We start from the raw sequence: 19,969 nt of genomic DNA, 5'->3' as shown, positions 1-19,969 counted from the left end.
CTCCGCCAGACCGGGCGAAATGGTCCGTATGCCGCGGCGGCGCTCACGCCCGCGGCCGTCTGCGGTCAACCATATTTCGGCCATGATGGTGGTTTGGTCGGAAAGCCGCCGGGTTCCCTCCCCCGGGGCGGGTCATCGTGTTCACGCATATCCTGAACGGCGATCCGGCCTGATCCTCCCTCGGCTCCGCCGGGGGAGGGTGGCGCCACAGGCGCCGGGTGGGGGCTAGGTTTCGCGAGAACGCCGGGTCCCCTCGGTCGTCGGGTGGAGGCGCCGGTTCTCCTGGTACACCTTGCCCCCACCCTCCCAGCCTATGGCCGGGTCCCTCCCTCCCCCGGCCCGGCCGGGGGAGGGAACGTCGGCGTGCCGCCGATATGCCTGAATTCGCCAGGTCGGGGCGGGCGCGGCCGGAAGCGGCCGGCCGTGTCAGCGGCGCGGCCCGGCGGGCAGCACCAGGGCGAGGCCGGCGAGGATGGTGGCGGCGGCGGCGAGCTCGATCCAGCCCAGCGGCTCGCCGAGAATCAGCCCGCTGCTGACGACGCCGACGACCGGCACGAGGAGGGTCGACAGCGCCGCCATCGGCGCCGGCAGGATGCTGACGATCCGCATCCACACGGCGTAGCACAGCACCAGCGCGACCAGGGTCGTGTAGGCGGCGGCCAGCCACCCCGCGGGCCCCGCCGCGACGGCGAACGGCTCGTCCTGCGCCAGCATGGCGGCGGCCATGGGAAGGGAGCCCAGGAGCAGCTGCCAGCCGGCGCCGGCCAGCGTGCCGACCGACCAGCGGGCGCGTTTCTGGATCACCGTGCCGACCGCCCAGCAGACGGCGCCGCCGACCGTCAGCAGCAGCGGCAGGGGCACCGCGCCGACGCCGGCGGCGTCGCGGGCCAGCAGCAGCCCCAGCCCGGCCAGCCCGAGCGCCAGCGCCGCCACCGTGCGCGGCCGCGGCCGCTCGCCGAAGGCGGCGGCGCCGATCACGGTCACCCAGAGGGGCATGGTGAAGGCGATCAGCGCGACGTGCCCCGAGGCGGCCCGGGGCAGCGCGTAGGCGACGATCATCTGGAACAGGGCGATGGAGAAGAGGGACGCCGCCGCCAGCGCGCCCCATTCCCGCCCGCGGGGGACGACCGGCGCCCCGGCGGCGGCGGCCGCCGCCAGCAGCGACAGGCCGGCGACGAAGCAGCTCGCGAAGCGGAAGGTCCAGGGCGGAAAGCTGACCAGCGCCACCTTCATGATCGGCCAGTTCACGCCCCAGCCGACGGACAGGACGAGCAGCAGGACGGCCCCGGCCGCGAACCGCTCGCGACCGGGGCCGGGGCCGGGGCCGGGGTCCGCCGGCCGGGGGCCCGCGCCGCCGCCCGTCGTCAGCCGCCCGACAGCAGGCGGGGCAGCCACAGCACCAGCCCGGGAAACAGGATCGACAGGACCAGCGCGGCGATCTGGATGAGCACGAAGGGCACGATGCCGCGGTAGATGGTGGCGATGTCCACCCCGGGCGGGGCGATCCCGCGGATGTAGAAGAGGGCGAAGCCGAAGGGCGGGGTGAGGAACGAGGTCTGCAGGTTGACGGCGAACAGGATCGCGAACCAGAGGAGCGTCTCCTGGTCCGCCAGCCCGAAGTCGAGCGAGGCGATGACCGGGGCGACGATCGGCAGGACGATGAAGGTGATCTCGATCCAGTCCAGGAACATGCCCAGCACGAAGACCAGCACCATGATGACGGCGAGCACCCAGTAGGCGCTGCCGGTGCCGGCGCCCAGCGCCTCGGCGATCAGGGTGTCGCCGCCCAGGCGGCGGAAGACGACGCTGAACACCGTGGCACCGATCATGACGAACATGATCATCGCCGTGGTCTTGGTCGTCTCGGCCACCACCGCGGCGAAGCGGCGCCAGGTCAGCTCGCGCGACAGCAGTGCCAGGACGAGGGCGCCGAGCGCGCCGAGCGCCGCCGCCTCGGTCGGCGTGGCGACGCCGCCGATGATCGAGCCGAGGACCACCGCGATCAGGGCCAGCGGCGCCATCAGGTCGCGGGCCAGGACCAGCAGGTCGCGGGCCGAGGTCATGCGCTCGTGCGGCGGCAGCGGCGGCATCAGCTCCGGCCGGCTCAGGGCGAGCACGACGAGGTAGACCACGTACAGGCCGCCGAGCAGCAGCCCCGGGACCAGAGCGGCGGCGAACAGGTCGCCGACGGAGAGGCGCAGGGTGTCGCCGAGGATGACCAGCATGATGCTCGGCGGGATGAGGATGCCGAGCGTCCCGGTGGCGGCGATCAGCCCGGTCGCCACCCGCGGGTCGTACCCGTTCCCCAGCATCACCGGCAGGGCGAGCAGGCCCATCAGCACGACGCTGGCGCCGATGATGCCGGTCGAGGCGGCCATGACGATGCCGATGATGGCGACGGCGAAGGCGTAGCCGCCGGGCGCCCGGCCGAGCGCCCGGGCCAGCGAGCGCAGCAGGCGCTGGGCGATCCCCGACCGCTCCAGCATCAGCCCCATGAACACGAAGAGGGGGACGGCGATCAGCAGCCAGTTCGCCAGGATGCCGGTGAAGATGCGCGGCACGCCGGTGGACAGGAAGATCAGCGGCACCCCGGCGGCGACGCAGAACAGCACGCCGACGCCCGCCAGCACGAAGGCCACGGGATAGCCGCTGAAGATGCCGACGAGCAGCGCCGCCACCATGCCGATGGGCCAAGCTTCACTCACGGCCGTGCGCTCCCTCCGGTTCGCGGCCGGTGGCCAGCTCCACCGCCTTGCGCAGCCCGCGCGCGGTGCCGGCCAGCGCCAGCAGGCCGAAGCCCAGCGGCATCACCGACTTGATGATCCAGCGGTCGAGCAGCCCGCCGTAGCTCGACCCCTCGCCCGACCGGTAGGCGCTGCCGACGAAGTTCCAGGAGAACCACACCATCAGCAGGGCGAAGGGAACGAGCAGGACCAGGTCGCCGAACACCGTCACCAGGGTGCGGAGCCGGGCCGGCAGGGCCTGCGAGAACACGTCCACCGAGACGTGGGCGTCGCTGCGGTAGGCGTAGACGCCGCCGAGCAGCACGAGGACGGCGAAGAGGTGCCATTGCAGGTCGAGCAGCCCGTTCACCGAGAGCTCGGTGCCGAGCACGGGGAGCGGGGTCGACCAGCTGGCGACGACGTTGACGCGGAGCTGCACGGCGGCCACCGCCACGCACACCGCCAGCATCAGGGGGACGACGAGCCAGCCGGCCATGCGGCCGACCCAGGCGCAGGCGTCCTCGATCGCACGGAGGGCGGAAATCATGGGAATACCCGGAGATCGGTCTGCGGACTGTCGCACAGCCGTCCCCGCCGACCGGCGGGGACGGGGACGACGCGAGGGGGGCGGGAGCCGCCGCGGCGGCGGACCGCTCAGTCCCGCGGCAGCGCCTGCAGGTCCTGCCAGCGGCCGACGCGCTTCATGTACGCCCGCATCGAGGCCAGCGCCTCCTTGAACAGCGGGTCCTTGCCCGCCTCCTCCTCCAGCACCTCGTCGGAGGCCTTGCGCAGCGCCGCGAGCACCGGTTCCGGGAAGCGCTCGACGGTCACGCCGGCCGCCTCGATCTTCTCCAGCGCGTCGATCTGCGCGCCGAGCTGGTCGTACATGTTGTAGGTGATGTTGGCTTGGCAGGCCTCGACGAAGATCTTCTGGGTGTCGGCCCCCAGCTCCTTCCAGACGTCCATGTTGACGATGATGGAGTCCCAGCTCGCCGGCTGGTGCCAGCCCGGGAAGTAGTAGCGCTTGGCGATCTTCTGGAAGCCGAAGCCGGCGTCGAGCTGCGGTGCGGAGAACTCGACCGCCTCGATGCGGCCGCGCTCCAGCGAGACGTAGATCTCGCCGGCGGGGATGAGCTGGGTGTTGGCGCCCAGGCGCGCCATCGCCTTGGCGCCGAGGCCGGCGATGCGCATGTTGAGGCCCTTGAGATCCTCGACGGACTTGATCTCGCGGTTGAACCAGCCGCCGGCCTCCGGCACCACGAGGTGGCACGGGATGACCTTCACGTTGAAGGGATCGTAGGCCTTCTGGATGATCTCCAGCCCACCGCCCTGGAACATCCAGCCGAGGAACAGCTCGGGGTCCGGCCCGAACGGCATCGACCCGACGAGGTTGGCGACCGGGATCTTGTCGGCCCAGTAGCCGATCCAGTCGAAGCCCATGGGGATCGCCCCGGTGCTGACGGCGCCGAACACCTCGAAGGGCGGGACCAACTCGCCGGCGCCGTGGACCTTGATCGCCACCTTGTTGCCGGTCATCAGGGCGACCCGTTCGGCCCACTTGCCCGGGCTCGGCCCGATGGACGGGACCTGGAGCCCGAAGACGCTTTGCAGATCGTAGGTCGCGGCGAAACCGGTGGTTGCGGATGCGGCCATCGCGGCCGCCGTCGCGACGCCAAGCAGGAGCTTCTTCACGGCATTTCCTCTCGTTTTCGTTGGTCTCTGTCGCTGCCCGTTCGGGAAGCCGGCGGCACTCCCTGGCCTGCCGCCGGATTCCGCACTGTGCGCTCTGGGGAATGCTTGGGCCGCAGACTAACGTCAAACGAATCGATTCGCAATGATCGAATCGACGAGGCACCCGTGTCCCGCCGCACGGCCCCGCGATCCTTGACCGCCGCACCGGATGCGACATAAACGAAATGATTAGCTGATAACGAATCAGGGAGCCGGCCATGGAAGGGCTGTTGAAGGGCGACGTCGCGGTCGTGACCGGTGCGGCGCAGGGGAACGGGCGCGCCATCGCCCTCGGCTTGGCCGGGGCCGGGGCCGCCGTCGCGGTCGCCGACCGCAACGGCGACGGCGCCGCCGCGGTGGCGCGGGAGATCGAGGCGGCCGGCGGTGCGGCGCTGGCGCTGACGCTCGACGTCACCGACGCCGAGGCCTGCCGCGAGGCGGCCCGGACGGTCGAGGGGCGGCTGGGGCCGGCCTCCGTGCTCGTCAACAACGCCGGCATCATCCGCCGCACGCCGGTCGACGCGCCGGGCTACCGCGACGACGTCGCGCTGACGCTCGAGGTCAACGTCGGCGGCTGCGTGGCCATGACGACGGCGCTGCTGCCGCAGCTGCGGGCGACGCGCGGCCGCATCGTCAATCTCGGCTCGATCATGTCCTTCGTGGGCGGGCGCAACGTCTCCTCCTACGCCGCCAGCAAGGGCGCCGTGCTCCAGCTCACCCGGGCGATGGCGGCCGAGCTCGCCGCCGACGGCGTCCGCGTGAACGGCATCGCGCCGGGGGTGATCGAGACGCCGATGACGCAGACGACCCGCGACAACCCCGAGGTCCTGGAGCGCTTCCTCGGCCACACGCCGCTCGGCCGCGTCGGGCAGCCGGAGGAGCTGGTCGGACCGGTGCTCTTCCTCGCCTCGCGGCTCTCCAGCTACGTCACCGGCGTCATGCTGCCGGTCGACGGCGGCTACCTCGCGGTGTGAGGCCAGGCGCCGCCCCGCTCCAAATTCAAATGCTCAGAGCAAGATTCACGCTTTTGGCCGGATCGGCCAAAAGCGTGAATCTTGCTCTAGGAGGACGGGGCGGCCCGCCGGCGGACGCGCCGGGCGGACACGCCGGCCTCGGCGCCCCCGGCCGACGCGGATGCGGATGCGGATGCGGATGCGGCGTCCGGCGGACGGTGGCCGAACCGTTCGGAGATGCCGCGCGTCGTGCCCAGCAGCGCCCGGGCCTGCTCGCCCTCCGGGCTGCAGTCGACGAGGGCGGTCGGGCCCATCATCATGATGGCCGCCTGCATCTGGCCGGAATGGTCGAACACCGGCGCCGCCAGGGCGCTGACCCCGGGGACCGGCCGGTCGCGGATGGTGGAGATGCCGGTGCGGCGGATCTGCGAGAGCTCGGCCCGCAGCCGGTCGAGGGTGACGTCCTCGGCGTCCGCCCCGCCGCGGCGCGCGGGGTCGCGCAGTTCCGCCTCCAGCAGGGGCAGGACCAGGCGCTCGGGCAGCAGCGCCGCGAACAGCTTGCCCGTCGCCGTGGTGGTGAGCCCGAACACCGTGCCCGGACGGACGTTGACGTGGATCTGACGCGAGGACTCGTGGATGCGCACGACGGTGGCGCCATGGGTGCCCCAGACGCAGACGGCGACCGCGAGGTTGAGCCGCTCGGCCAACTCGACGGCGCTCGCCGCCGCCGCCTCGTAGACATCGGACCCGCGCAGCCGCGCCAGGCCGAGGTGGAGGGCGAACGGGCCGAGGCGGTAGCGCCCGCTCACGCCGTCCTGCTCGACCAGCTCGATCTTGCGGAAGCTGACGAGATAGGCGTGCGCCTGGCCCGGCGGCATCCCCGCCGCGTCGGCGAGGTCGCGCAGCATCATCGGCCGCGCCGCCTCCGCCAGCACCCGCAGCAGCCGGCCGCCGATCTCGATCGACTGGATGCCCCGCCCGGTCGTTCCCGTCGATGGCTCCGGAGTGTCCATGGTCCCCTCCCGTCAGCATCCCGCCCGCCGCGGCCCGATGTACAGGATTCGGCCCGCCCCGGAACAGACCCGCGTCGCGCGCCCGGCACCCCGGGGCCGGCAGGCGGTGCGGCGTCGCTCGTCAGACATTTGCCATTGGCGAATGAGTTCGCTATATGGGAACGAACGATCGGCGTCAACGACGCTGCGCACGACCGGCGCCGGCGCATGGCCGGAACGGGGACACCCCCCGACGCTGCGGCGGGCGGACCATCACGGAAGGGAGGACACATGGCAGCCATCGACGGGGCGGCCCGCGGCCCGGGCAACGGCGACACGACGGCGGTTCCGGTGCGGGGCGACGGGGGCGGAACGGCGGAGCGCGTGTGCGACGTCCTGGTCGTCGGCTCCGGCGCCGGCGGCCTCGCCACCGCGGTGTGCGCCGCCCACCGCGGCCTCGACGTCCTGGTGGTCGAGAAGGAGCACGTCTTCGGCGGCACCACCGCGCGCTCCGGCGGCTGGATGTGGATCCCGTGCAACGGCCCGGCCCGGCGGGCCGGCGTCGAGGACAGCGCGGAGAAGGCGCGCACCTACCTGCGGCACGAGACCGGCGGCCATTTCGACGCGGCGCGCGTCGACGCCTTCCTCGAGGCGGGCCCCCGCGCGGTGGAGTTCTTCGAGACGGAGACGGCGCTGCAGTTCGACCTGGGGCCGACCTTCGCCGACTATCACCCGGACGCCCCCGGCGGCATGCCGGGCGGGCGCTCCATCGTCGCCCGCCCCTTCGACGGGCGCGCACTGGGCGACGAGATCCGGCGCCTGCGCCCGCCCCTGAAGGAGATCACCTTCCTCGGCATGATGATCGGCTCGGGCAAGGAGCTGCTGCACTTCTTCAACGTCACGCGCTCGCCGGTGTCGGCCGCCTACGTCGGCATGCTGTTCGTGAAGTTCCTGCGCGACATGGCCTTCCACGGCCGGCCGATGCGGCTGATGAACGGCAACGCCCTGGTCGGGCGCCTCGCCAAGTCCTGCTTCGACCGGAAGGTGCCGATCTGGACCGACGCGCCGGTGCGGCGGCTGATCCGCGACGACGACGGGCGCGTCACCGGCGCCGTCGTCGACACGCCGCAGGGCCGGGTGACGGTCACCGCGCGCAAGGGCGTCGTCCTGGCGGCCGGCGGCTTCCCGCAGGACCCGGTGCGGCGCAAGGCCCTGTTCCCCCACGCCGCCAGCGGCCACGAGCACGCCTCGCCGGCGCCGCCGGGCAACACCGGCGACGGGCTGCGCCTGGGCGAGTCGGTCGGCGGCGCCGTGAACGACGCGCTGCCCCACGCCGCGGCGTGGGTGCCGGTCTCCCGCCCGGTCCTGCCGGACGGCAGCCGCGGCACCTTCCCCCATTTCGTCGACCGCTCGAAGCCGGGAGTCATCGCCGTCACCCGGTCGGGGCGCCGCTTCGTCAACGAGGCGGACTCCTACCACGACTTCTGCCAGGCGATGCACCGCCGCTGCACCGAGGAGGGGGCGGAGGTCTGCGCGTTCTTCATCGCCGACCACCCGACCTTCCGCAAGTACGGGCTCGGCTACGCCAAGCCGGCGCCGGTGCCGTTCGGGCAGCACCTGCGGTCCGGCTATCTGGCCCGCGGCGAGACCCTCGCCGACCTCGCGCGCGCCGTCGGCATCGACCCGGCGGGGCTGGAGGCGACGGTGGCCGCCTTCAACGCGCACGCGCGCAACGGCCAGGACCCCGAGTTCCACAAGGGCGGCACCGCCTACAACCGGTCGCTGGGAGATCCGGACCACGGGCCGAACCCCTGCGTGGCGCCGGTGGAGACCCCTCCCTTCTACGCGGTCAAGCTGGTGATCGGCGACCTCGGCACCTTCGCCGGGCTGCGCTGCGACGAGAACGCGCGCGTCCTCGACGCGGACGGCGCGGTGATCCCGGGCCTCTACGCCGCCGGCAACGACGCCGCCAGCATCATGGGCGGGAACTATCCCGGCGGCGGCATCACCCTGGGACCGGCGATCACCTTCGGCTACATCGCCGCCCGGCACATGGCCGGCGGCAACGCCTAGAGCAAGACGCCTTTGCCCGATCCGGCCAAAGGCGTCTTGCTCCAAACGTTTGAACTTAGAGCGGGATCAGGCGTTCGGGGCGGGCGTCACGCGGCCGCGCCGCCGGCCAGCCGCTCCAGCAGGTCGCGCGCCGCCGCCAGCCGGGCCGCGGCGGTGTCCGTGGGACGGGCCAGCAGCAGGCGCTCGTCCTGCCAGTGCAGGTCCGCCGCCCCGGCCGCGGCGCGGCGCGCGGCGTCCCGGGCCGCCGTGTCGTGGAACGTCGCGGCCACCGCCTTGGGCCCCGCCTCCAGGCGCGCCACGCCGTGGCGGCGGCAGGCGACGCGCAGGGCGGTCAGGCCGAGCCAGTCCCGCATCGCCGGCGGCGGCGGGCCGAAGCGGTCCTCCATCTCGTCGGCGAAGCCGGCGGCGGCCTCCTCCGACTCGAGCCGGCAGGCGCGGGCGTAGAGGCGCAGCCGCGTCTCCGGCTCGGGCACGAGGTCGGCCGGGATCGCCCCCGGCACGCCGCCGACGCGGACCTCGGGCGTCCAGCCGTGCGGCGCCTCCTCCCCCTTCGCCCGCGCCACCGCCCGGCGCACCATGAAGCGGTGAAGGCCCAGGCCGACCCGGCGGGCGTGGCCCGCCTGGTCCTCGCCCAGCAGGTCGCCCGCGCCGCGCAGGTCCATGTCGCGGGCGCTGATGGCGAAGCCGGCGCCCAGCCGGTCGAAGGCCTGCAGGGTGCGCAGCCGTTCCGCGGCGGCCCTGCCGAGGGCGGTGCCGGGCGCCGTCGTCAGGTAGCAGACGCCGCGCACGCGCCCCCGGCCGACCCGGCCGCGCAGCTGGTGGAGCTGGGCCAGCCCGAAGCGGTCGGCCCGCCAGACCACCATGGTGTTGGCGCAGGGCACGTCGAGCCCGCTCTCGACGATGTTGGTGGCGAGCAGCACGTCCCCCTCGCCGCCGGCGAAGCGGAGCATGGCGTCGTCCACCGCCTCGGCCGGCAGCCGGCCGTGAACGATCGCCAGGTCGAGTTCCGGCACCAGCGCGCGCAGCTCGCCTTCCAGGCGCCCCAGGTCCTCCACCCGGGGGCTGACGACGAAGCTCTGCCCGTTGCGGGCCCGCTCCCGCAGCAGCGCCTCGCGCACCACCGCCGGATCCCACTCCACCGCGAAGGTGGCGACCGGCTGCCGGCGGGCCGGCGGCGTCGCCAGGACGCTGAGGTCGCGCAGCCCCACCATCGCCGCCTGCAGGGTCCGCGGAATCGGGGTGGCGGTCAGGGTCAGGCGGTGGCGGGAGCCGCCGAGGTCGCGCAGGGACGCCTTGGCGCGCACGCCGAAGCGCTGCTCCTCGTCGACGATCAGCAGGCCGAGGTCGCGGAACGCCACCCCCTTCCCCGCCAGCGCGTGGGTGCCGACGACGATGCGGATGCGGCCGTCCTTCAGGCCCCGCTTCGTCTCGCGCGCCTCGGCCGTCCCGGCCAGTCGCGACAGGTGGCCGATCTCCAGCCCGCTGCCGGCGAAGCGCGCCCGGAACGTCTCCAGGTGCTGGCGGGCCAGCACCGTCGTCGGCGCCACCACGGCGACCTGCCGGCCGGCCAGCGCGGCGGCGGCGGCGGCGCGCAGGGCGACCTCGGTCTTGCCGTAGCCGACGTCGCCGCAGACGATGCGGTCCATGGGCCGACCCTTGCCCAGGTCGTCCAGCACGGCGGCGATGGTCGCCGCCTGGTCGGGCGTTTCCGCGTAGGGAAAGCGGGCGGCGAACCGCTCGTAGGCCGCCGCCGGCGGAACGAGCGCCGGCGCCGGCGCGGCCAGCCGCTCGCCGACCCGGCGGACCAGCTCCCCCGCCGTGCGGGCGACCTCCCGCGCGACCTCGTCGCGCCGCCGCTCCCACGACCCGGAATTCAGGCCGTCCAGCGCGACGGTGCCGCCGGCGCCATAGCGCCACACCCGGCCGAGGTCCTCGGTCGGCACCAGCAGCGTGTCGCCGCCGCGGAACTCCAGGCGCACCGCCTCCGCCGGGCCGTCCGGGGTGTCAATCGGCTCGGCGCCGCGCAGCAGGGCGAGCCCGTGGTCGAGATGGACGACCGCCTCCCCGACCGTCAGGTCGCCGCCATCGCCGACCGTCAGGTCGCCCCCGCCGTCGAACGGCGGTACGGCCGCCGCGCCGGCCGCCGCCCCGGCGTGCGGGCCGAGCACCTCCGCCGCCGTCAGCACCAGCGCGCCGTCGGTGCGGAAACCCTGCGGCAGGACGGCCTCGAGCAGCAGGACGGTGCCGGCCTCGTGCCCGTCCACCTCCGCCCAGGAGGCGGCGGGAACCGGGGCGGCGCCGAGGTGGCGCTCGGCGAAGCGGGCGAGGCGGCGCAGCGGCGCGCCGGCGGGCGCGGCCAGGACCAGCCTCCGCCCGGCGTCGCGGCAGGCTGCGGCGAGCGCCGCGAGGCGCCGGCCGGGCGATCCGGCGCCGGCGGGCCGCGGCACCGCCCCGTCGGCGCCCTCCGCCGGCCGCTCCAGGAGCCGCACGGGCCGGCCGGCCAGGGCGCCGTCCCACGCGTCCCCGGTCAGGTACAGCTCCGCCGGCGCCGGCGGGCGTTCGTCCCCGCCGCGCCGGGCGGCGGCCAGGCGGGTGCGGGTCTCGTGGGCGTCGGCGACGATGGACAGCACCGTGCGCACCCGCTCGGGCACCTCCGGTTCGAGGATCGCCGCGGCCTCGGGGGCCAGGTCGAACAGGGTCTCCAGGTGCGGGTAGAGGCGCGGCAGACGGTGTTCGAGGCCGGGCTCGCGCGGCGCGTCCGCCGCGGTGACCGCCTCCGACGCCGGCCGCAGGTCGAGCCGGCGGCACTCCCCCGTCGTGCGCTGGGTGGCGGCGTCGTAGAGGCGGATGCCGGCGACGCGCCCGTCGGCGTGGTCGATCCGGCAGGGCCCGTCGGCGCCGGCGGGGAAGACGTCGACCACCTCGCCGCGGATCGCCGCCTCCCCCGGCTCGTCCACCCGGTCGTCGACGCGGTGGCCGGTGCGCAGGAGGAAGCGCCGCAGCGCGTCGAGGTCGAGCGGCGCGCCGCGCGAGACGGTGAAGACGGCCGCTCCCCAGACCGTCCGCGGCGGCACGCGCTGCAGCAGGGCGCCGGGCGAGGCGAGGATGAGGTGGGGCTCGTCCATCCCGGCGGCGAGGCGGGCGAACACGGCGACCCGCCGGCCCATGGCCGCCGCGGAGGGCGGCGCCCGGTCGTAGGGCAGGCAGTCCCACGGCGGCAGGTGCAGGACGGCGAGCCCGGGCGCCAGCACCCGGAGGATGCCGGCGAGCCGCTCGGCCCGGTCGGCGGAGCGCGCGACATGGATCAGCCCGCGCCGTCCGGCCTGCCGCGCCGCCGCCATCAGGGCCACCGCCAGCGCGCCTTCGGTGGCGGGCATCGCCGTCGGCCCGGCCGCCGCGTCGCCCCACATCCTCTGGTCCAAGCTCGCCGCCTCCCCCTGGTCCGACCGCAGGGCATCAACACGGCGGGCGGAACAAAGGTGCCGTCACGCGGCGCGGATACCGTCGAGGAAACGCCGCATCGCGGACCGCAGGACCTCCGCCTGCTCGGCCAGAGACGTCGCCACGCCGAGCACCCGCCCGGCCGAGCTTCCCGTCTCCTCAGCCGCCCGGGTGACGCCGGCGATGTTGGACGACACCTCCTGCGTGCCCTGGGCCGCCTGCTGGACGTTGCGGGCGATCTCCTGGGTCGCCGACCCCTGCTCCTCGACGGCACTGGCGATCGTCGTGCCGATGGCATCGATCTCGCCGATCACCGTCAGGATCGCCTTGATGTCGCCGACCGCCTCCCGGGTCGCCGACTGCACGGCCGCGATCTGTGCGGCGATCTCCTCGGTGGCGGCCGCCGTCTGGTTGGCGAGCCCCTTGACCTCGGAGGCGACGACCGCGAAACCCTTGCCCGCTTCGCCGGCACGCGCCGCCTCGATGGTGGCGTTCAGGGCCAGCAGGTTGGTCTGTCCGGCGATGGTCCGGATCAGGTCGAGCACGGCGCCGATCCGGTCGGCGACGTCGGCCAGTCCGGCCACGCGGTCATCGGTGGTCCGCGCCTGCTCCACCGCCCGGGCCGCCACCTGCGACGACTGCACGACCTGCCGGCCGATCTCGCCGATGGCACCGGACAGCTCTTCGGTCGCCGCCGCCACCGTCTGGACGTTGCTGGCCGTCTGTTCGGATGCCGCGGCCACGGCGGTGGACTGCCGACCCGTTTCCTCGGCGAGCGCCGCCATGGACCGCGCCGTGGACTGGACGCGCGCCGCCTCGCGGCCGACATGCTCGACCACCTCCGCCACGCTGACCTCGAAGCTCCGCGCCAGCTCGTCGAGCATCGACCGCTTTTCCGCCTCGGCGCGCGCGGTGGCCGCCTTCTGCTCCCCCTCCAGGCGTCGGCGCTCGACAGCGTTCGCCTTGAACACCTCGACCGCCTTCGCCATGGCGCCGACCTCGTCGGCGCGGTCCAGCACCGGGATCGCCACATCCAACCGCCCGTGCGCCAGATCGTCCATGGCCGCCCGGATGCCGAGCAGCGGCCGGAACATCCGTCGCGACAGCGCGAAGAAACCCACGGCCACCAGTCCGGCGACGCCGGCACTGATGCCGCCGATCGCCGTGAGCGTCTCACCGACCGTGGCGAAGAACTCCGCCTTCGGCACGCCGACGAAGAGCATTCCGATCACCTTGCCCGTTGCGTCGCGGATGGGATCGTAGGCCGTGAGGTAGGTTTCGCCGAGGATGTCGGTCTCGCCCCGATAGGGCTGTCCGCGCTGCAGCACCATCTCACGGATCGTCCCGTCGCCCAGCCGGGTGCCGATGGCGCGCGTTCCGTCGGCGTTGTGAATGTTGGTGGTGATGCGCCTGTCGCCGAGAAACAGGGTCGCGGCTCCGCCCACCAGTTGCTTGACGCGGTCGACGGGCTCGGCGAAGCCGTTCAACGACTGGTTGCCGAGATAGAGCGCCTCTCCGTCGGCTCTGAATTCCTCGCCGTAGCGGCTCAGCACGTCGCGGGCAACGCGCATGTTGGCATCCTGCCGAGCCTGCGCCAAGCCTTCCGCATACATGGTCAGCATCAGGTACGTCACCAGCAAGATGGCGACCGCCATGATCCCAATACTGATTATTGCAGCAGCAGCACTCCTGGCCGCCAGCGATAAAGACGGAACTTTCATGCCGCGAACCCTCCGCACGCGCTCTCGAAAGATCTACAAGACGGTGCGACTCAGGATCGAATATGTCAAATTGACCGGACGATGGCCGCACGTCGGCATTCGTGCGGCAGAGCGTATTTTGCGTCGCAATCGCAGAGATTTATTCGATCGTTTCGACCAAGGGTTCGGAACGGACTTTCAAAGCCGTGATTAGAACGACACCGGACGTCCCACGGGATCATCTGTTGCGCGGTCCGTCTCGCACGCATGGCGCGTATGTGGGCGGGTCATGGTGGAAGCGCGTGACGCGGACCCGCCCTGGCCGCGGGTCCGCGCCAAACCCGTCGACTCCGGCGGCTGCCGCGCCTCAGCCGACCACCTCGGGCAGCCGGTCGGCGGGCGGGGTGTTGCGGCTGCGGCCGCAGCGGACCAGGCCGTCGATGACGACCATGCCGACGCCGGGGATGTCGCCCAGCTCGATCGCCTCGGTGACGGTGCGGCCGGCCGAGTGCTGCGGCCGGTCGAGGAAGACGAAATCGGCGGCGCGGCCGGGCTCGATCAGGCCGCCCGCCAGGTTGCGCTGGCGCGCCGTGTTGCCGGTGGCGAGGCAGATCGCCAGCTCCGCCGGCAGGCCGCCGAGGCCGGACAGCAGGGCCACCATGCGCAGGATGCCCAGCGGCTGCACGCCGGAGCCGGCCGGGCTGTCGGTGCCGAGGATCACCCGGTGGAGTTGCTTCAGGTCGCGCGCCGCCTTCAGCGCGGCGATGGCGACCCGCTCGTTGCCGTTGTGCACCAGCTCGATCGCCCGCGAGGAGCGCTCGCAGAGCTCGCAGACGTGGCCCTCGGGCAGCGCGGTGTGGCCGCCGTTGATGTGGCCGATGACGTCGGCGTCGGCCTCCAGCACCACGTCCTTGTCGATCAGGCCGGAGCCGGGGATCGACGGCCCGCCGGTGTGGATGGTGCTCTGGATGCCGTGCTTGCGCGCCCAGGCCACCATCTGCCGGGCTTCGTCGCCGGCCTTGACGCTGCCCAGGCCGACCTCGCCCAGCAGGGTGACGCCGGCCGCCGCCAGCTCCTGGAAGTCGTGCTCCTCCATGCCCTTCTCCAGCACCGGCGCGCCGGCCAGCACCTTGACGCCGCCGGGGCGGAAGGCGGAGAAGCTGCGCTGGGCGGTGATCGCCAGCGCCTTCAGCCCGACCACGTCCTTGGGCCGGCCCGGCAGGTGCACCTCGCCCGCCGACACCATGGTGGTGACGCCGCCGTGCAGGAAGCTGTCGATCCAGTTGAGCTGGCTCTGCCGCGGCGTCCAGTCGCCGAACACCGGGTGGACGTGGCTGTCGATCAGGCCGGGCGCCAGGCAGGTCCCCTTGGCGTCGATCACCGTGTCCGCACCTTCGGTGTCGAGCTCGGCCAGGCGGCCGACCGCGGCGATCCTGCCGTCCACCGCCACCACCGCGTCGGCGTCGAGCACCGGGCGGTCGAGGTCGCCCGACAGCATCAGCCCGACGTTGCGGACGACCGTCTTTCCCTTGGCGGCCCCGCCGCCCTGTTCCACCGCCATCGCCGTCTCCTTGTCGTGCTCTCAAGCTCCCTCGCCCCGGAGGGGAGAGGGTTCCCCTCACATGGTCAGGTACGCGCGCCGGACCTCCTCGTCCGCCTTCAGCGCGTCCATGGTGCCCTCGTAGCGGATGCAGCCCTTCTCGATGACGTAGACGCGGTCGGAGACGAGGGCGGCGAAATGCAGGTTCTGCTCGCTCAGCATCACCGTCAGTCCCTCCTTCTTCAGCTCCAGGATCGTGCGCGCCATCATCTCGACGATGCGCGGCGCGATGCCCTCCGACGGCTCGTCCAAGAGGATCATGCTGGGGTTGCCCATCAGGGTGCGGGCGATCGTCAGCATCTGCTGCTCGCCGCCGCTCATCCGCCCGCCGGCGCGGTCGCGCGCCTCGGCCAGGTTGGGGAACAGCGCGTAGAGGCGCTCCGGCGTCCAGGCCGGGGCGCCGGCGCGCGGCGCCCGGCGGCCCACCTCCAGGTTCTCGCGCACGGTCAGGTCGGTGAAGATGCGCCGGTCCTCGGGCACGTAGCCGAGGCCGAGGCGGGCGATCTCGTAGGGGCGGCGGGCGGCGATGTCGTGCCCGTCGAAGGCGATGGCGCCGCGCCGGTCCTCGACCAGCCCCATGATGGAGCGGAAGGTGGTGGACTTGCCGGCCCCGTTGCGGCCCATCAGGGCCACCACCTCGCCGCGGCGCACCGCGAGGTCGACGCCGGCGAGGATGTGGGCGCGGCCGTAATGGCTGTGCAGGCCGCGCACGGACAGGAGTTCGGTCATCAGGCGGCCTCCTCGCCGTCGGCGAACATGGCGCCGCTGCCGAGATAGATGTCCTGCACCACCGGGTCGTTGCGCACCGCGTCGGGGCTGCCGCTGGCGATGATGGCGCCGCGGTTCATGACGACGATGCGGTGGGCATGGGTGAACACCACGTCCATGTCGTGCTCGGTGAACAGCACGGCGATGCCGCGCTCGCGCACCAGCTCGGCGGTCAGCGCCATCAGCGCCACCCGCTCGCGCGGCGCCATGCCGGCGGTCGGCTCGTCCATCAGCAGGAGCGTCGGCCGGCTGGCCAGCGCCATCGCCAGCTCCAGCCGCTTGAGGTCGCCGTAGGCCAGCACGCTGGAGGGACGCTCCGCCTGCTCGGCCATGCCGACCCGCTGCAGCAGATCCATGGCCTCGTCGCGGAACTGCCGGGCCGCCGGCCGCCAGAAGCCGAGCAGCCGGCGGTGGTGCGACAGCAGCACCATCTGCACGTTCTCCACCACCGTCATCGACAGGAAGGTGGCGGTGATCTGGAAGGTGCGGCCGACGCCGAGGCGCCAGATCTCGCGCGGCGGCTTGCCGACGAGCTCGACGCCGTTCAGCCGGACGCTGCCCTCGTCGGGCAGGAGCTGCCCGTTCAGCATGTTGAAGGTGGTCGTCTTGCCGGCCCCGTTGGGGCCGATGAGCGCCAGCAGCTCGCCGCCCGCCAGCGCGAACTCCACGTTGCGCACGGCGTGCACGCCGCCGAACGACTTGGCGAGGCCCCTGACCTCGAGCCCGCTCATCGCGCACCCCCGAGCGCCGGATCGCCGGCCCGGCCGGGATCGTCGCGGCCGAAGCGCGCCGCCAGCGCGCCGACGACGCCGCGCGGGAAGGCGAGGACCAGGACGATGATGATGCCGCCGAGGGCGATGCGCCAGTAGTCGGTGTGGCGCACGATCTCCGTCTCCAGGCCGTGGAACAGGGCGGCGCCGACGATCGGGCCGGCGAGCGTCTGCACGCCGCCCAGCAGCACCATGACCAGGCCGTCCACCGAGGCGGAGATGCTGAGGTAGGTGGGGAAGACGCTGCCCTTGGAGAAGGCGTAGAACCCGCCGGCGATGCCGGCGAAGGCGCCGGCGACGATGAAGGCGAGCCACTGGTGGCGCCGCGTGTCGATGCCGATGGCGTGCGCCCGCAGCACGGAATCGCGGCTGGCCCGCAGGCCGTAGCCGAACGGCGCGAAGATCACCCGGCGCAGCAGCAGCACCGCGCCCACGCACACCGCGAGCGTGAGGTAGTAGTAGACCTGGATGCCGGACGCCCAGGGCGCCGGCCAGACGCCGAGGATGCCGTTGTCCCCGCCGGTGACCGCCTGCCACTGGAAGGCGATGGACCAGGTGATCTGGGCGAAGGCCAGGGTCAGCATGGCGAGATAGACCCCGGACAGCCGGACGCAGAACCAGCCGTAGACCAGCGCCCCCAGCGCCGCCAGGGCGGGCGCCGCGAGCAGCCCCACCACCATGCCGGTGCCGAGATGGCTGACGGTGAGCGCCGCGGCGTAGGCGCCGAGGCCGAAATAGACGGCGTGCCCGAACGACACCATGCCGCCCTGCCCCATGATGAAGTGCAGGCTGGCGGCGAAGAGGATCAGCACCAGCACCTCGTTGAGGACGACCAGCGCGTAGTCGCCGGCGAGCGCCGGCAGCGCCACCAGCACCGCCAGCACGGCGGCGCCCAGCAGCCGCACCGGGCGCGGCGTCGGGCGCAGCGGCTGGTCGGGCACGTGGGACCCGCCGCGCGCCTCCGGCACCGGCCGGCCGAGCAGGCCGTAGGGGCGCACCGTCAGCACCAGCGCCATCACCAGGAAGACCAGGACCAAGGTGATCTCCGGGAAGATCAGGATGCCGAAGGCCTGCAGCTCGCCGATCAGCAGGGCGGCGAGGAAGGCGCCGGCGACGCTTCCCATGCCGCCGATGACGACGATGACGAAGGCCTCGACCACCATGGAGACGTCCATGTGCAGGTTGACCGCCTCGCGCGGCACCTGCAGCGCCCCGCCGAGGCCCGCCAGCAGCGAGCCGAGGAACAGCACGCTGGTGAACAGCCACGCCTCGTTGACGCCGAGCGCGCCGGTCATCTCGCGGTCCTGGGTGGCGGCGCGCACCAGGATGCCCCAGCGCGTGCGGTGGAACAGCAGCCACAGGAGGCCCAGCACCAGGGGCCCGAGGGCGATCAGGAAGAGGTCGTACTGCGGCACGGCGTGGCCGAGGATGCGCACGCGGCCCGACAGCCCGGGGGCGCGCGGCCCCAGCAGGTCCTCCGGCCCCCACAGCGCCAGCACCACGTCCTGGGCGACCAGCACGACGCCGAAGGTGGCGAGGAGCTGGAACAGCTCGGGCGAGCGGTAGAGGCGCCGCAGCAGCGCCACCTCCATGACGACGCCGAGCACCCCCACCGCCAGCGCCGCCGCGACGATCCCGCCCCAGAAGCCGAGCGCCCCGCCGACCCCGTCGGCCACGGTGTAGGCGAGGTAGGCGCCCAGCATGTAGAAGGTGCCGTGCGCGAAGTTCACGATGCGCGTGACGCCGAAGATGATCGACAGCCCCGACGCCACGAGGAACAAGGACGACGCCTGCGCCAGGCCGCTCAGCGACTGGATGAGGTAGAAATCCATACCCGGGAGCTCTCCTGAAGTGTGCCCCCACCCCGACCCTCCCCCGCTTCGCAGGGGAGGGAGGATGAAGCCCTCCCCTGCGAAGCGGGGGAGGGAGGGGACCCGTGCGTCAGCACGGGGAGGGTGGGGGCAAGCGCCGCCTCACTCCTTGGGCCGGCGGGCGGTGACGTAGTCGTCGGGCGGCAGGTAGGCGGCGCCGTCGGCGTAGCGCCAGTCCACCATCTTGCCCTTGCCGTCCGCGACGGCGATCTTGCCGACGTAGCCGCCCATGGTCGACTGGTGGTCGAGGGCGCGGAAGGTCACCGGGCCGAAGGGGCTGGCCACGGTGATGCCGGACATGGCGTCGACCAGCTTCTCGGTGTCGGCGGAGCCGGCCTTCTCGATGGCGGCGGCGACCGCCTTGAAGGTGGTGTAGCCGACCACCGAGCCGAGGCGCGGGCTGTCGTTGAAGCGCTTGCGGTAGGCCTCGACGAAGGCGGTGTTCTCCGGCGTGTCCACCTGGTCCCAGGGATAGCCGGTGACGATCCAGCCCTCCGGCGCCTCGCCCTTGAGCGGGTCGAGGTATTCCGGCTCGCCGGTCAGCAGGCTGACGACGGCGCGGTCGTCGAACAGGCCGCGGGTGGTGCCCTCGCGCACGAACTTGGCGAGGTCGGCGCCGAAGGTGACGTTGAAGATCGCCTCCGGCTCGGCGCCGGCCAGCGCCTGCACCGTCGGCCCGGCCTCCAGCTTGCCCTGGGCCGGCCACTGCTCGGTCACGAACTCGACGTCCGGGCGCTTGGCCTTGAGGAGCGCCTTGAACGCGGCGACCGCCGACTGGCCGTACTCGTAGTTGGGCGCCACGGTGGCCCAGCGCTTGGCCGGCAGCTTGGCCGCCTCCTCCACCAGCATGGCCGCCTGCTGGTAGGTGCCGGGGCGCAGGCGGAAGGTGTAGCGGTTGCCCTTCTCCCAGACGATGGCGTCGGTCAGCGGCTCGGCGGCCACGAACAGCACCTTGTTGCGGGCCGCGAAGTCGGCCACCGCCAGGCCGATGTGGGAGAAGAAGGTGCCGGCCAGCAGCGCCACCTTCTCGTTCTCCACGAGGTCGCTGGCGATGCGCACCGCGTCCTCCGGCTTGCCGGCGTCGTCGCGGGCGATCACCTCCAGCTTGCGGCCGCCGAGCAGGCCGCCCTTGGCGTTGACCTCCTCGACCGCCAGTTCCCAGCCGTTGCGGTACGGCACGGTGAAGGCCGGCAGGCCGGTGTAGCTGTTGATCTCGCCGATGCGGATCGGGTCGGCCGCCTGCGCCGCCGAGACCGTCCCCAGCAGCGCCACGGCCGCCAATGCACTCGCCAACGTCCTCATCCCAGCCCCCTCTGTCCGTTTGTGGATGTTGCAGGAAACAGCCGC

At 73.2% G+C, this 19,969-nt stretch carries 14 protein-coding genes; 2 read left to right on the top strand and 12 right to left on the bottom strand.

Annotated elements, in window-relative coordinates; translation table 11 throughout:
* Nucleotides 1-426: 426 nt before the first annotated feature.
* The 4 genes from ACSBPG_RS17485 to ACSBPG_RS17470 form a co-directional block, all read right to left on the bottom strand.
* Complete coding sequence (locus ACSBPG_RS17485) at nucleotides 427-1,395, bottom strand: DMT family transporter (protein ID WP_435538478.1); 969 nt, start codon at nucleotides 1,393-1,395, stop codon at nucleotides 427-429.
* Complete coding sequence (locus tag ACSBPG_RS17480) at nucleotides 1,365-2,705, bottom strand: TRAP transporter large permease (protein WP_435538477.1); 1,341 nt, start codon at nucleotides 2,703-2,705, stop codon at nucleotides 1,365-1,367. Before ACSBPG_RS17480 ends, ACSBPG_RS17485 begins: the two co-directional genes overlap by 31 nt.
* Nucleotides 2,698-3,270 carry a TRAP transporter small permease subunit gene (locus ACSBPG_RS17475; protein ID WP_435538476.1) on the bottom strand — a complete coding sequence of 191 codons (573 nt, stop codon included), beginning with the start codon at nucleotides 3,268-3,270 and terminating at the stop codon, nucleotides 2,698-2,700. Before ACSBPG_RS17475 ends, ACSBPG_RS17480 begins: the two co-directional genes overlap by 8 nt.
* 107 nt (nucleotides 3,271-3,377) lie before the next feature.
* Nucleotides 3,378-4,415 carry a TRAP transporter substrate-binding protein gene (locus ACSBPG_RS17470; protein WP_435538475.1) on the bottom strand — a complete coding sequence of 346 codons (1,038 nt, stop codon included), beginning with the start codon at nucleotides 4,413-4,415 and terminating at the stop codon, nucleotides 3,378-3,380.
* A gap of 257 nt (nucleotides 4,416-4,672) precedes the next feature.
* Here ACSBPG_RS17470 and ACSBPG_RS17465 point away from each other — a divergent pair, with 257 nt between their 5' ends.
* Complete coding sequence (locus ACSBPG_RS17465) at nucleotides 4,673-5,428, top strand: SDR family NAD(P)-dependent oxidoreductase (protein WP_435538474.1); 756 nt, start codon at nucleotides 4,673-4,675, stop codon at nucleotides 5,426-5,428.
* An 86-nt stretch (nucleotides 5,429-5,514) separates the two neighbouring features.
* Here ACSBPG_RS17465 and ACSBPG_RS17460 read toward each other — a convergent pair whose 3' ends face one another.
* Nucleotides 5,515-6,420, bottom strand: coding sequence for an IclR family transcriptional regulator (locus ACSBPG_RS17460; protein WP_435538473.1), 906 nt, complete (start codon nucleotides 6,418-6,420; stop codon nucleotides 5,515-5,517).
* 270 nt (nucleotides 6,421-6,690) lie between these two features.
* Between ACSBPG_RS17460 and ACSBPG_RS17455 the strand changes: the two genes are divergently transcribed.
* A complete protein-coding gene (locus ACSBPG_RS17455; protein ID WP_435538472.1) occupies nucleotides 6,691-8,472 on the top strand; it encodes an FAD-dependent oxidoreductase in 1,782 nt (593 codons plus the stop codon).
* A gap of 86 nt (nucleotides 8,473-8,558) precedes the next feature.
* Here ACSBPG_RS17455 and ACSBPG_RS17450 read toward each other — a convergent pair whose 3' ends face one another.
* The 7 genes from ACSBPG_RS17450 to ACSBPG_RS17420 all read right to left on the bottom strand — a co-directional run bounded on the left by ACSBPG_RS17450 (nucleotide 8,559) and on the right by ACSBPG_RS17420 (nucleotide 19,924).
* Entirely contained in the window at nucleotides 8,559-11,894 is a 3,336-nt protein-coding gene (locus ACSBPG_RS17450; RefSeq protein ID WP_435538471.1) for a DEAD/DEAH box helicase, read from the bottom strand.
* 63 nt (nucleotides 11,895-11,957) lie between these two features.
* The gene (locus tag ACSBPG_RS17445; protein ID WP_435538470.1) at nucleotides 11,958-13,634 is read right to left on the bottom strand and encodes a methyl-accepting chemotaxis protein; all 1,677 of its coding nucleotides are present in this window, start codon (nucleotides 13,632-13,634) and stop codon (nucleotides 11,958-11,960) included.
* Nucleotides 13,635-13,980: 346 nt separating this feature from the next.
* The gene (locus ACSBPG_RS17440; protein ID WP_435538469.1) at nucleotides 13,981-15,174 is read right to left on the bottom strand and encodes an amidohydrolase family protein; all 1,194 of its coding nucleotides are present in this window, start codon (nucleotides 15,172-15,174) and stop codon (nucleotides 13,981-13,983) included.
* A 57-nt stretch (nucleotides 15,175-15,231) separates the two neighbouring features.
* Entirely contained in the window at nucleotides 15,232-15,942 is a 711-nt protein-coding gene (locus tag ACSBPG_RS17435; RefSeq protein ID WP_435538468.1) for an ABC transporter ATP-binding protein, read from the bottom strand.
* Entirely contained in the window at nucleotides 15,942-16,712 is a 771-nt protein-coding gene (locus ACSBPG_RS17430; RefSeq protein ID WP_435538467.1) for an ABC transporter ATP-binding protein, read from the bottom strand. The genes ACSBPG_RS17435 and ACSBPG_RS17430 overlap by 1 nt, the downstream gene beginning before the upstream one ends.
* Complete coding sequence (locus tag ACSBPG_RS17425) at nucleotides 16,709-18,583, bottom strand: ABC transporter permease (RefSeq protein ID WP_435538466.1); 1,875 nt, start codon at nucleotides 18,581-18,583, stop codon at nucleotides 16,709-16,711. The genes ACSBPG_RS17430 and ACSBPG_RS17425 overlap by 4 nt, the downstream gene beginning before the upstream one ends.
* Nucleotides 18,584-18,724: 141 nt before the next feature.
* On the bottom strand, nucleotides 18,725-19,924 hold the full coding sequence (locus ACSBPG_RS17420; RefSeq protein ID WP_435538465.1) for an ABC transporter substrate-binding protein: 1,200 nt from the start codon (nucleotides 19,922-19,924) through the stop codon (nucleotides 18,725-18,727).
* Nucleotides 19,925-19,969: the final 45 nt, after the last annotated feature.

It is taken from the genome of Azospirillum sp. ST 5-10 (assembly GCF_051225715.1).
Classification (GTDB): Bacteria; Pseudomonadota; Alphaproteobacteria; order Azospirillales; family Azospirillaceae; genus Azospirillum.
Note: the sequence above shows the minus strand (reverse complement) of the source record. Positions and strands in the feature narration are given on the sequence as shown.